The sequence below is a fragment of the Flavobacterium sp. genome (assembly GCF_046073885.1).
Taxonomy (GTDB): domain Bacteria; phylum Bacteroidota; class Bacteroidia; order Flavobacteriales; family Flavobacteriaceae; genus Flavobacterium.
Map to the genome: position 1 here is coordinate 17,273 of NZ_JBJTND010000043.1, position 13,430 is coordinate 30,702.

Below are 13,430 nucleotides of genomic sequence, written 5' to 3' on the forward strand. Positions count from 1 at the left end.
AAACAGATGAAAAATACTATTAAATTTATCTTGGTAGTGGTATTGAACTTTTCCATTTACTCTTGTAGTAATGCCCAATCGGCTTCAGAAAATACAGAACCAACTCCATCAACATTTGCAAAAGGTGCCGATGTAGGTTGGTTGCCCCAAATGGAAGCCACAGGGTATCATTATTATGACGCCGATGGAACCGAAAAAAACTGTTTGCAATTATTAAAAGATAGGGGGATGAACACCATTCGCCTTCGCGTTTGGGTAAATCCTTCAAACGATAAAACCAACGGTCATTGTAGCAAAGAAGAAACCGTAGCCATGGCTGTTCGAGCAAAAAACATGGGAATGCGTGTGATGATTGATTTTCATTACAGCGATTCTTGGGCAGATCCTTCAAAGCAAAATAAACCCGCAGCATGGGTAAATCATTCTTTCTCCGAATTACTGAACGATGTTTACAACCATACTTTTGATGTTTTGACGGCATTAAATGCCGCAGGCGTAACTCCAGAATGGGTGCAGATTGGGAATGAAATTCCAGGTGGAATGCTTTGGCCAGATGGAAATTCGTCTAATTTTAGTCAGCTTGCACAATTACTAAACAAAGGATATGATGCTACCAAAGCGGTAAATTCTTCAATAAAAGTGGTGGTGCATATTGATGAAGGAAACAACAACACTAAGTTCAGATGGTTTTTTGATAATGCCACTGCCAATCATGTAAAATACGATGTGATTGGGTTATCCTATTATCCGTTTTGGATCAATAGCGATTATACCGCTACAATCCAAAATTTAGGGGCCAACTTAATTGATATGGCTTCGCGCTACAACAAAGAAGTTATGGTTGTTGAAGTTGGAGGCGATTACACCTTAGTTCAAAATACACATGACATGCTTACTGCAGTAATTAATGCCGTTAAGAATGTTCCAAACAACAAAGGATTAGGTGTAATTTATTGGGAACCTGAAGGGGAGAAAAGTTGGAGCGGTTACCAATTAAATTGTTGGTTATCCAATGGAAAACCATCCCCTGCTTTAGATGCTTTTAAAGAAAATTAAAAAAATGATACAAAGATTGCCTTCATTACCCATAAAATTAGTGTCACTAATAGCCTTTTTATTAGTGAATACAAGTTCATTAATCGGACAAGAAAAAATCAGTTTAGATGACGATTGGAGATTCCATTTTGGAAATTCTTCCAATCCCGAAAAGGATTTTGGCTATGGAAACACTCTAATTTTACATAAATCCAATGTGTATGAAACGACAATTGTGAATCCGAAATTTATTGATTCTACTTGGCGAAAATTAAACATACCACACGATTGGGTAGTAGAATTACCTTTTGTAAAATCGGAAACTCATGAAATGGATTCCCATGGATACAAACCAGTTGGAAATACATTCCCCGAAACAAGTATCGGTTGGTACCGCAAGCATTTTAAAGTAGACAAGTCCAAAAGCGATAAACGATTCGAAATTCAATTGGACGGAATTTATAGAAACGCAACTGTTTGGATAAACGGGTTTTATGTAGGAACCAACTTTAGTGGCTATATTGGAAAATCCTACGATATCACAAATTTCATGAATTTTGAAACCGAAAATGTAATTGTAATTCGTGTGGATGCCACCCAAAATGAAGGTTGGTTTTATGAAGGCGCCGGAATTTACAGACATGTTTGGCTCAATTGCACCAATAAATTGTTCATCCCTGAAGACGGACATTATGTTCACTCTAGCGTTAAGGGAAAAGACGCTACGGTTACAATTGAAACTTCGGTGCAAAACGCAAATTTATCTGCTTCATCTGCCGCTGTTTATTCCTACATAACCGATAGAAATGGAAAAGTTTTAGGTAAAACTCCCGAGCAAAAAATTACTTTAGGGGGTGAAAAATCTACTTTAATTCAGCAAAATTTAATTCTCAAAAACGCTCGCCTTTGGAACTTGGATGATCCTTACCTCTATCGAGTAGTATCGGTAATTAAATCGGGTAACCAAATTCTGCATCAAAAGAAAACCAAATTCGGAATAAAAACAGTAAAATTTGATTCCAATGAAGGGTTTTTCCTTAACGGAAAACACATCAAAATTAAAGGAACAAATAACCATCAAGATCATGCCGGAATTGGTAGTGCGCTTCCAGATTTCATGCAATACTACCGCATTAAACTACTAAAAAAAATGGGGTCTAATGCATATCGAACAAGTCACAATCCACCAACACCAGAACTTTTAGAAGCATGCGATAGTTTAGGAATGTTGGTCTTAGATGAGCAACGATTATTGAACAGCAGCCCTGAATACACCGATCAATTTCAGCGCTTAATCAAACGCGATCGCAACCATGCTTCGGTATTTTTATGGTCTATTGGAAATGAAGAACAAAACATTCAAGGCAATGATTTTGGAAAAAAAATCGCACAATCACTTTTACACATTCAAAAAGAATTAGATCCATCTCGAACCAGCACTTATGCCGCCGATATGGGAAATGATTATAAAGGGGTAAACGAAGTAATTCCGATTCGTGGATTCAATTACAGAGAATATGCCGTTGCCGATTACCATAAAGCTCATCCCAACCAACCTCTTCTTGGAACCGAAATGGGAAGCACAGTAACCACAAGAGGAATTTATGAAAAGGACAGTATTAGAGCCTATGTCCCCGATCAAGATATTACCGCGCCTTGGTGGGCAAGTAAAGCCGAAACCTGGTGGAAACCAGCTGCCGAAAACAACTATTGGTTGGGTGGATTTGTTTGGACCGGATTTGATTACCGAGGCGAACCTACACCATTCAAATGGCCAAATATCAATTCGCATTTTGGCATCATGGATGTGTGCGGTTTCCCAAAAAATATTTATTACTACTATCAAAGTTGGTGGACCAATGAAGAAGTGCTTCATATTTCTCCACATTGGAATTGGCCGAATAAAATTGGACAACCTATAGATGTTTGGGTAAACTCAAACGCAGATGATGTGGAGTTGTTTTTAAACGGAACTAGTTTAGGAAAGAAAGAGATGCCGCGAAACGGGCATTTACAATGGGAAGTGAAATACGAAACCGGAACCTTACAAGCTATTGCCCACAAAAATGGCAAAGAACTAATGGCAAAAGTAGAAACTACAAAGCAAGCAGAACAGATTGTGCTTTCGCCCGATAAAGAAGATGTTAAAGCAGATGGAAAAGATGGAACTGTGGTTAATGTTTCTTTCCTAGACATTGAAAATAAAGAAGTGCCGGATGCTAGCAATAAGATACAATTTACGATTTCTGGAGATGCTAAAATAATTGGCGTTGGAAATGGAGATCCAAGTTCGCATGAACCAGATAAATGCGAGGATGGAAAGTGGCAACGAAGTGCCTTTAATGGAAAATGCCAAGTTATTATTCAAGCAGGAAAAACTCCGGGCAAAATTATTTTGGAAGCCAAATCAGAGGGTTTACGATCAGGCTACATGTGGATACTCGCAAAATAAATTATAGCATGAAGAAAAAAATAATCCAATCTACAACAGCTCATTTTGAAAACAACTTTCAAAATAGTCCCGAACATATTTTTCTTTCTCCGGGGAGAATCAATATTATTGGGGAGCATGTAGATTACAACGATGGTTTTGTATTACCTGCAGCCATCAATAAATACATCTGTTTTGCAGTATCTCAGAATCACAATTCGGAATGTGTATTAATTGCAAAAGATTTGAATGAAACCTACCGTTTTGACTTAAAAGACGAAATAAAACCCGTAAATATAATGTGGGTAAATTATATTTTGGGCGTGGTGCATCAATTGAAGGAAAAAGGGGCAGATTTAAAAGGATTCAATGTGGTTTTTAGCAGCAATATCCCTATGGGAGCCGGGCTTTCTTCTTCTGCCGCTTTAGAATGTGGAATTGGTTATGCCTTGAATAAAATTTTTGATTTACATTTATCAAAAAAAGAAATTGCGCTAATCGGACAAAAATCAGAGCATACTTTTGTAGGAGTAAATTGCGGAATAATGGACCAATTTGCTTCGGTTTTTGGTAAAAAAAATAAAGTAATTAAATTAGATTGCACTAGTTTAGAATATGAATATCACAAAGCAGATTTTAACAATTATTCCTTATTATTATTAGACAGCAATGTGAAACATACGCTTTTAACTTCTGGATATAACGACCGAAGAAATGAAGTGGAGCAAGGATTAGAAATTATTAAAGAAAAATTCCCAGAAGTGGCTACTTTTAGAGATTGCAACGAAAAGATGCTGTCGGATTTAAAAGAAACTTTAGGAGATTTACTTTATAAACGCTGCAATTTTGTGGTGAAAGAAATTCAACGCGTTCAAGCTGCAGTTACGGCATTAGAAAATTCTAATTTTGTTCAATTGGGACAATTAATGTCGGAAACGCACCACGGGTTGTCTCAAGAATATGAAGTGAGTTGTGACGAAATCGACTTTATGGTTAATGCTGTTCAAAATGAAAAATCCGTTTTAGGTTCCCGAATGATGGGTGGCGGATTTGGAGGCTGCTCCATTAACTTGGTAGAAAAAGGATCTGAAAATGATCTTATCGAGAAAATTGCCAAGCAGTATAAAACTGCTTTTGGTATTGAATTAAAAGCTTATAAAGTAAAGGTTTCAAAAGGAACAACGAAATATAAAAAATAAATTATGCAAGAGTTTCATCCAAATGAACATCCGCACCGCCGCTACAATCCGTTGTTAGACGAATGGATTTTGGTTTCGCCCCATCGTGCCAAACGACCTTGGCAAGGGCAAAATGAAAAAGTAGCCGAGGATAACCGACCAGAGCATGATGAAAACTGCTATTTATGTGCGGGAAATGTACGTTCCAATGGAGTGAAAAATGAAAATTATACGGATTGTTATGTATTTGAAAATGATTTTTCGGCCTTATTAAAAGAGGAAGTTTCATTTGAGAACAATTCCAATTCGTTATTTCAATTAAAACCAGAAAGAGGCATCAATAAAGTAATTTGTTTTTCTCCAAAACACAACCTCACTTTGCCCGAAATGGAAGTTTCTGAAATTGAAAAGGTAGTTAACACCTGGAAAGAACAATATATAGTTTTAGGAAGTCAGGATTTTATTAATTACGTTCAGATTTTTGAAAATAAAGGTAGTGTTATGGGCTGTAGTAATCCGCATCCACACGGACAAATTTGGGCGCAATCTTCTATTCCTACACAGATAGAAAAAACTCAAAAAAACCTTCGATCTTACTTTGAAAAAAACAAAACCAGTTTGCTAAAAGATTACCTCGAAGCAGAATTAAAATCACAAGAGCGCATCGTTTTAGAAAACGAACATTTTGTAGTTATAGTTCCGTTTTGGGCGACATGGCCCTACGAAACCATGGTAATCAGCAAAAGACATTTTGGTAATATCATTGCAATGAATAAAGAAGAAACGAGCTCATTTGCAGAAATAATAAAAGGAATTACAACAAAATACGACAATCTTTTTGAAACCTCGTTTCCTTATTCTTCTGGAATTCATCAGGCACCAACCGATAGAATTTCGCATCCAGAATGGCATTTACATATGCATTTTTACCCTCCTTTGTTGCGAAGTGCAACCGTAAAAAAATTCATGGTGGGGTATGAAATGCTTGGTGAAGCGCAACGCGATATTTCTCCCGAAAAAAGTGCCAAAATATTAAGAGACCTACCAACTATACATTATAAATTAAAAACCAACTAAACCATGCAGACCCTAGCAACCAAAGACTACCTTGTTTTCTTCCTGTATTTTGCAATTATTGTAGGATATGGATTTTGGATTTACAACAAGAAAAAGAAAGAAAGCACCAGCAGCACCGATTATTTTCTAGCAGAAGGATCACTAACTTGGTGGGCGATTGGGGCTTCCTTAATAGCAAGTAACATTAGTGCCGAGCAATTTATTGGAATGAGCGGTAGCGGTTTCACAATGGGATTGGCAATTGCAACTTATGAATGGATGGCCGCAGCCACACTGATTATTGTTGCCATTTTCTTCATGCCAGTGTATTTAAAAAATAAGATTTTTACCATGCCGCAATACCTAACTAAAAGGTATAATAGCAATGTTGCCATGATTATGGCTGTTTTTTGGTTGTTGCTGTATGTATTGGTAAATCTAACATCTATTTTATATTTAGGGGCTTTAGCCATCAGTAGTATTGCTGGTTTGAATTTTACATTCTGTATGGTTTTCTTAGCCTTTTTTGCGGTTATGATCACCTTAGGAGGTATGAAAGTAATTGGTTATACCGATGTGATTCAGGTGTTTTTCCTGATTTTAGGTGGCTTGATCACCACTTATTTAGCTTTAAATTTAGTTGCAACTGAATTTGGTTCGGAAGGCGTTTTAAATGGATTTACCCTTATGCAACAAAAAGCGGGCGATCACTTTCATATGATTTTTGAAAAATCAAATCCAAATTATATTAATCTTCCTGGCCTTTCGGTATTAATTGGCGGAATGTTAATCATCAATTTGAATTATTGGGGATGCAACCAATACATTACCCAACGTGCGCTGGGTGCCGATATTAAAACGGCTCGTAGCGGAATTTTGTTTGCCGCTTTCTTAAAATTATTAATGCCAATTATTGTAGTATTACCCGGAATTGCCGCTTATGTTTTATATCAAAACGGACATTTTCATACCGAAATGCTTCAAAATGGAGGTGTGAATCCTGATAAAGCCTACCCAATCTTATTAAACTTGCTTCCGGTTGGATTGAAAGGGCTTTCATTTGCCGCTTTAACCGCTGCAATTGTAGCTTCACTCGCCGGAAAAGCCAATAGTATAGCAACCATATTTTCGCTAGACATCTATAAAACCCAATTGAATGTTAATGCCGATGAGAAACAATTGGTTAAAATTGGAAAACTAACCATCGTAGCCGCTATGGTGATTGCAATTATTGTAGCTCCGTTTTTAGGAATTGATAAAAAAGGAGGTTTTCAATACATTCAAGAATATTCTGGGTTTGTTAGTCCTGGGGTTTTTGCTATGTTTATAATGGGATTCTTTTGGAAAAAAACAACTTCCAATGCGGCATTATTTGCAACAATTGGAGGATTCTTACTATCAATATTATTCAAATTTATCCCAGCATTTGTTGATCTATCCTTTTTAAGTTCTGTTGGATTTTCTGTAAAAAATGGAGATGGAATTTATGAGATGCCTTTTATTGACCGAATGGGATTTGTATTCTTAATCTGTGTTATTGGAATGTACTTCATTAGTATTTTCGAAACTAGAAAAGGTGTTCCAGCAAATGGATTAGATATAGATCGTTCTATGTTTAAAATGTCGCCAAGTTTTACAGTTGGAATGCTAGTTGTAGTGTCAATAATTGCAGCTTTATATACTATTTTTTGGTAAGCAGTAACTTTTGATTGTATAAAAAAAGGGCAAATAAAATTTGCCCTTTTTTTATATCTTGCTGTTATTGAATTAACTCCAATATTTCTAAATTATCTGGTAATTTACCAATATTTTGAAGCTTGATAGCGGCTAATTTTTGAGCAATCGTAATACTTGTTGTTAAATCGTATTCATGCAATTGCGCATACAAGAAACCGGTCCAAAATGCATCTCCTGCGCCTGTGGTATCTTTTATTTCGTCTAGCGGAATTGCTTCTTGATACAGTAATCCTTCTTTTGTATCTGATACAACCACTCCATTTTTCCCTTTGGTAAGGCAAATAGTATTTGCACCCAATGCATGGAAATATTCAAAAATAAACTCTTCCGATTTTACTTCTGCAAATAAACGAAAGCAATCATCTTCACTCAGTTTTACTAACGGATTGTAGGATAAATATTCTTTAAGAACTTGTTTTGCCTCTTCTCTATTTGGCCAAATACGCTCCGAAAAATTAATATCAATACTCAATCGCAAGCCCAATTCTTTAGCTTTTTTAGCTCTGCTTAAAATTGTAGTTCGGGCAGGATTTTTACTCAATGCAAAGCAAGTGGTGTGAAATATTTTAGCGTCGGCAAGGGTTGCATCAGGTAATTGTTCTTCATAAATTTCACAATCAGCTTGTCTATACGGAATAAAATCGGGTGTTTCTGTTGATTTAGAAACAAAAATAACAGAAGTTGGTAAAGTATCCGATTTTCTAATTTGTGAGGTAGCTACTTTATTCGAATTTAATTTTCGAATAATATAATCTCCCAATCCGTCTTGCCCACATGATGCTACCAACACCGAATTTAAGCCCAATCGAGAAGCATTCACTGCTACATTTGTAGGCGATCCTCCAAGAAAACGGTGGTAATCTTTAGTTTTATTAATAGAGGCATTTACTTCGTGACCAATAAAATCAATAAGTACCTCTCCAATACAAATTATGTCAATTGATTTATTCAAAATTATAGTACTAGTTTAAAATTGGTATGTATACTTTGTTGCAGGAGCACTTCGGCGGCTGCACTCCAAGCGCAATAGGAAACTCCGTTAGGAGCTTCGGTATTGGTGTTGAAATTTTCATAATAGGAATAATTTCCTTTAGCATTGGCTTCCTGAATTTTATCCAAAATTAGAGCTGCTTTTTCTTTTTCAGATTTTGAAAGTAACGCCAAGCCAAGAAATCCATTTACCATAGGCCAGCTTCCTGCATTATGGAATTCGTATGGAAAATTTCTAAATTCATATTTGCAATTTTTATGCAAGAGGCTCCAATATTCATCAGTTTCAAAAATAGGTGGCCAAAAGGCAGGCACCAATCCTAGTTTAGTTTCTGAAGCTAAATTTGAAGCATACGAGACAATACTATTTTGCATCGCTTCGGTTCCAATATTTAATAGCACCGCCAATGAATTTGCGAAAGCATCAAAATTAGTTTTATATCCCGAAGGTGAAAATGAACAAGGCATGTACCCTTTAAATTCAACCGCATTATAAGCTCCATCATGGTATTTTTCTCCCGTTGTATTGGGCTGAAAATTAACCTCAACTTGTTTTTGAATGTTGGCTATCTTTTCAGAAATAGCTGCATCTTTCACAAAATGATTGTAACTTTTAAGTGCCCAAATTCGCAATAATTGGTCGTATAAAACATAGCCATCGGTTATGTATTCATCAGCCCAATTTCCTGAAAGGGGAATATATAAAAGGTGTTTATTATTGAATTCCCAAGCGTCTAAAAGACCCAAACATTTTTCAATTGCACTTTTATTTTTTTCAAGAAAAACACTATCATTCGTGTAATAACTGTATTGACAAACGCCAATGATAAACCAAGTTACTGCATCTACTCTTCCAGCTAATCCACCATAACTAATTTCTGATTTTTCTTCTAGAAAACAAACGTTAGAAGGAATCGTTCCAATTTTATGTTGGTGATCTGCAAGAGTTTGTAGGGTATTTTTAAAAGTAGCAATTAATTTTTCGTCTCCAGATGCTAAAGCGGCCAAACCACAAATCACTCCGTCACGCGCCCAAACTCTTTTATAATTGGACGTGTTTTCAGCACTGGCTAAAAAGCCATTAGCAGTAGAAACTTTGTGCAATAATGCAACGGCATTATCATAGGCTAAATTATTCACTTTCTGCTGATTTTTTTGTTTTAATAAATAAAGTACAAATAGCACTCAAGAGTAATAATACTCCTGCAAAGGTAATTGCCATTCGCGGATCGTTATTTAAAAAGTGTTTTAAAATGAATCCGAAGGTAATCGTTTGGATGAACATCGGAATTACAATCATCATGTTGATTATTCCCATATAAACTCCGTAACGTTCTTTAGGAATTGCATTTACTATCATTAAATAAGGGATTCCCATCATACTGGCCCATCCTATCCCGAATCCAGTAATGGCAGGGAATAACAAATATTTATTTTGAATGTGTGGGAAAACTAAAAATCCAATTGCTGCCAATACTAAGCATCCAAAATGTACTTTTTTGGCGGAATATTTTTTTGCAAAATAAACCAAACTAAAGGCGCATAAAAAGGTAACTATATTGTACCAGCCGTTAACTAACCCGGTCCAACTTACCGCTTCTCCATACAATTTCATGTCTTTTTCGGGAGTGGTATTCCAAACTGAAAGTGCGATACTTTTAGAAGAGTTTTGCCAATAACAAAACAAGGCATACCATTGAAATAAATATACCAATGCCAACTGCCACATTACCTTTGGCATTTCTTTTATTGCTTTAAAAATATCAACAAATGGTGATACCAAACTAATAGATTCTGACTTGATTTTTTCTAGCTCTTCTTGAGTAGGAACAATCTCTTTGGTAGTGTGTGAACTCCACCAAACCGATGCAATAGAACAAATAGATCCTAGAAAAAATGAAGCATAAACCCAAGTTGGTAATTTGCCCATTGTGCCAATAAATAATAACGGAAATACAAATAAGGACACGTTAGCTAAAGTTTGTCCGAATCCTGTAAAAAAACTTTGTGCTTGAAATCCAGTTGCTTGCTGGGATTCATCTAATTTATCTGCAATAAAAGCGCGATAGGGCTCCATTGCTGTATTATTTCCCACATCTAAAATCCAAAGTAATCCAGCGGCCATCCATAAAGAACTACTAAATGGAAATAAAAATAAAGCAAGACTACAAATTATGGCTCCAATAAAGAAATACGGTTTTCTTCTACCTCCAAATTTTGGCGACCACGTTTTATCGCTTAAAGCACCTATTAAAGGCTGAATTAATAAACCAGTTAAAGGTCCGGCTAAATTTAGTAGTGGAATTTGATCTGGGTGTGCACCTAAAAAATCATAAATAGGATTTATGGCACTTTGCTGTAAACCAAAACTATATTGTATACCAAGAAACCCAACATTCATGTTGATTATTTGCCAAAAAGTTAATGCGGGTTTTTTAAAATACATTGGGTAATAATTTAAAATTTAAAAAAACAATTCCTGAGCTAATTTAAGCACAGGAATTGTTCACTAACAAAAATTAACATGATTTTTTTTAGAATCTATACGTAATCGCCATAGAAATAGATCTTCCTGGCATTGGTCTAGCTCTAACGTAATTAACTTTATTTTCTGTAATACTTCCTTCTTCAGCTTCTGTAATTGCTAAAGTGTTTAGTAGGTTGTTTCCAGATAAATTTAAAGACAATCCTTTAGTTAATGTGAAATCAATGAAAGAGTTAACAATCATAAATCCATTCATAACTAACTTGTTTTCGTCTTGTGCATAAGCTTTTGATTGACCAATAAAACTGAAACCAATAGCGTTGCTTTTTCCAAATTTATAAGATGGAATAAAGTTATACATGAATTTTGGTTGTCTTCTTGGCTCATTACCAACATTGCTTCCAGAAGTAATTTCTGCTTTAGTATAGGTTAATGCACCTCTAACATTAAATTTATCGTTTACATTGTAAGAAGATTCTAACTCTAAACCATAAGATTTATAGTTATTTTGAATAATCGTTTGAGTTGTAGCCTCAAATCCACCTTGCTCATCTGTTTGTGCTTGGAAAGCAGTAGCATATAAATATCCTTTAGAGAATTTTTGTTTGTAACCAACTTCAGATTGAGTTAAGAAATCCAATGCGTTGATTTTGCTTCCATCCATGTAGTTTAATCCAGAGAATAAGATTCTATCTGCTTTTGCAGAAGCACCTTTACTAACTCTAGCAAAAATAGATTGGTTTGAAGATAATAAATAGTTAGCTCCTACAGAGTAAGAAGTATATTTATAATCGTAGTTTACTGCAGTAGAATTAGCAGTATTTACAGCGAATACATTTTGTTCTGCTGGAGAAATAGTACCATTATGGTTAACATCAAATGCTGAAGAAGTTCCTCCTGCGAAAGATCCAGTTACTTTACCCATATCATAACGTAAACCAGCTTCAATTGTAAGTTTATCAGTAGCAGTAAAGTTTACGTTTGCATAAGGAGCAGAAACATTGTATTGCGTATCATAGTTTCTTGCTAAGTTACCCCAAGCTGGAGTTCCGTATGCATATAAACCATTTTCAGAAAGTAAAGTACCACTTCCGTTAGTTACGTTGATCAATCTTGGATTGTTATCCGATACTTCTTGTAAGTAAGAATTCCACAACCAAGACATAGAAATATTTTGAAGTGATTTGAAGTATCCAACAGTTACATCAACTTTATCAAACTTTTTAGATAATTTTAAATCATTCATAAAGTTATCAAAGTTGTTTAATTGGGTATCAAACATGTGAATTCTTGAAACCAATCCGTTAGCAGTATTAAATGGAGTTCCGCTGTTAGCATAAGTTAAAGTAGAACCTGCTCCAAAAGAAGCTGCAATTGAAGCTGCAGAACCTACTTCAGCTGGGAATGGAGAAATGAATCCACCGTTGTTAGCTGAATATCTTCCATTTTCAGAAATTTTCCATCCGTTGTCTAGAGTAAAGTTTGCACTTACACCAATAGATTTAGAAACTGGATGCATCCCATCAGCAACAGCTGCTCTTCTTAATTCTCCGTCAGGACCTAAACCTACATTGTGGTTTAAGTAAACCGACTGTAATGCTCCGTGAGTAGCATCAAAGCCATCAATACTTCCCCAAGATGGACTAGCATTAGTTCCAGAAACTTGAAGTGGCATTGGCATGTAAGCTGCAGCTCTATCATTTAAGAATTTAGTGTAAACAGTTACAGAACCATTTGAAAATTCTTTAGTAATGTTAAATTTAAATTGACCTCCATTATTAGAAGTAAATCCTGTTTTTCTTACACCTTCACCAGTTCTGTAGAAACCACCTGTATGAAAATATAAACCGTCACCAATTTTAGTACCGTAGTCAAAATCAGTTCTAAAGTTGTTGTAATCCAATCCAAATCCTGTTGCTACACGTCCACCTTCTGTTTTACCAGTTTTGCTGATGAAGTTGATGATACCACCAGGTGAGTTAGTTGCTAATACAGATGCAGAACCTCCACGGATTGCCTCTATTTTAGATACATTTCCGTCAAATCTTGTAAAAATATCGGCTGTTGCAAAAGCAATATCACCAAATAATAATACAGGAAGACCATCTTCTTGAATTTGTAAATACTTAGATCCACCAGAAGAAATTGGCACACCACGTACCGCAATGTTTGAGTTTCCTTCCCCACCAGAAGATTCAGAACGAATACCTGGAATAGTTCTAAAAATCTCTGCAGTTGATCTAGGAGCTGATTGCTCAATTTGTTTTACATCTAATGAAGTGATTGAAACACTAGATTGTAATTTGGTTTTTGGATTAATAACACCAGTAACTACGACATCTTCTAGTTTATCACCTTTAATAGAGTCTTGTTTCTTTTCGTTATCAATTTGTGAAAATGTGAAATTATATAGCAAAAGAGCTACTAAAAACATCATTTTTTTCAAAAAATTAGTAATTTTTTTCATTTTTGATTTTTGTTTGATTAATAAAAAAAGTTGATTAATAATTCGAAATTA

General features: G+C 35.4%; 9 protein-coding genes. 5 read left to right on the forward strand and 4 right to left on the reverse strand.

What is annotated here, in order from left to right; all coding sequences use genetic code 11:
- Positions 1-6 precede the first annotated feature (6 nt).
- The 5 genes from ACKOWY_RS05570 to ACKOWY_RS05590 are packed head-to-tail and all read left to right on the forward strand — an operon-like array spanning position 7 to position 7,395.
- Entirely contained in the window at positions 7-1,056 is a 1,050-nt protein-coding gene (locus ACKOWY_RS05570; RefSeq protein WP_408940454.1) for an arabinogalactan endo-beta-1,4-galactanase, read from the forward strand.
- Between the two features lie 4 nt (positions 1,057-1,060).
- Positions 1,061-3,487 (forward strand): beta-galactosidase GalA, encoded by a 2,427-nt coding sequence (galA, locus tag ACKOWY_RS05575; protein ID WP_408940455.1) that lies wholly within the window; start codon positions 1,061-1,063, stop codon positions 3,485-3,487.
- Positions 3,488-3,495: 8 nt separating this feature from the next.
- Positions 3,496-4,665, forward strand: a complete 1,170-nt coding sequence (gene galK / locus ACKOWY_RS05580) for a galactokinase (RefSeq protein WP_408940456.1) — start codon at positions 3,496-3,498, stop codon at positions 4,663-4,665.
- Positions 4,666-4,668: 3 nt separating this feature from the next.
- A complete protein-coding gene (locus ACKOWY_RS05585) occupies positions 4,669-5,721 on the forward strand; it encodes a UDP-glucose--hexose-1-phosphate uridylyltransferase (protein WP_408940457.1) in 1,053 nt (350 codons plus the stop codon).
- A gap of 3 nt (positions 5,722-5,724) precedes the next feature.
- Positions 5,725-7,395: a sodium/sugar symporter gene (locus ACKOWY_RS05590; RefSeq protein WP_408940458.1), complete on the forward strand. Its 1,671-nt coding sequence runs from the start codon at positions 5,725-5,727 to the stop codon at positions 7,393-7,395.
- A 64-nt stretch (positions 7,396-7,459) separates the two neighbouring features.
- Here ACKOWY_RS05590 and ACKOWY_RS05595 read toward each other — a convergent pair whose 3' ends face one another.
- From ACKOWY_RS05595 to ACKOWY_RS05610, 4 genes are all read right to left on the reverse strand, one after another.
- A complete protein-coding gene (locus ACKOWY_RS05595) occupies positions 7,460-8,389 on the reverse strand; it encodes a carbohydrate kinase family protein (RefSeq protein WP_408940459.1) in 930 nt (309 codons plus the stop codon).
- Between the two features lie 2 nt (positions 8,390-8,391).
- Positions 8,392-9,567, reverse strand: a complete 1,176-nt coding sequence (locus ACKOWY_RS05600; protein ID WP_408940460.1) for a glycoside hydrolase 100 family protein — start codon at positions 9,565-9,567, stop codon at positions 8,392-8,394.
- Complete coding sequence (locus tag ACKOWY_RS05605) at positions 9,560-10,873, reverse strand: MFS transporter (protein WP_408940461.1); 1,314 nt, start codon at positions 10,871-10,873, stop codon at positions 9,560-9,562. The genes ACKOWY_RS05600 and ACKOWY_RS05605 overlap by 8 nt, the downstream gene beginning before the upstream one ends.
- 88 nt (positions 10,874-10,961) lie before the next feature.
- Positions 10,962-13,379, reverse strand: a complete 2,418-nt coding sequence (locus ACKOWY_RS05610; protein ID WP_408940462.1) for a TonB-dependent receptor domain-containing protein — start codon at positions 13,377-13,379, stop codon at positions 10,962-10,964.
- Positions 13,380-13,430 lie beyond the last annotated feature (51 nt).

What these genes read in the sequence shown, in the direction of transcription:
- galA (WP_408940455.1), top strand. Translation starts at nt 1,061, where the DNA reads ATGATACAAAGATTGCCTTCATTACCCATAAAATTAGTGTCACTAATA.
- ACKOWY_RS05585 (WP_408940457.1), top strand. Translation starts at nt 4,669, where the DNA reads ATGCAAGAGTTTCATCCAAATGAACATCCGCACCGCCGCTACAATCCG.
- ACKOWY_RS05590 (WP_408940458.1), top strand. Translation starts at nt 5,725, where the DNA reads ATGCAGACCCTAGCAACCAAAGACTACCTTGTTTTCTTCCTGTATTTT.
- ACKOWY_RS05605 (WP_408940461.1), bottom strand. Translation starts at nt 10,873, where the DNA reads ATGTATTTTAAAAAACCCGCATTAACTTTTTGGCAAATAATCAACATG.
- ACKOWY_RS05610 (WP_408940462.1), bottom strand. Translation starts at nt 13,379, where the DNA reads ATGAAAAAAATTACTAATTTTTTGAAAAAAATGATGTTTTTAGTAGCT.
- ACKOWY_RS05570 (WP_408940454.1), top strand. Translation starts at nt 7, where the DNA reads ATGAAAAATACTATTAAATTTATCTTGGTAGTGGTATTGAACTTTTCC.
- galK (WP_408940456.1), top strand. Translation starts at nt 3,496, where the DNA reads ATGAAGAAAAAAATAATCCAATCTACAACAGCTCATTTTGAAAACAAC.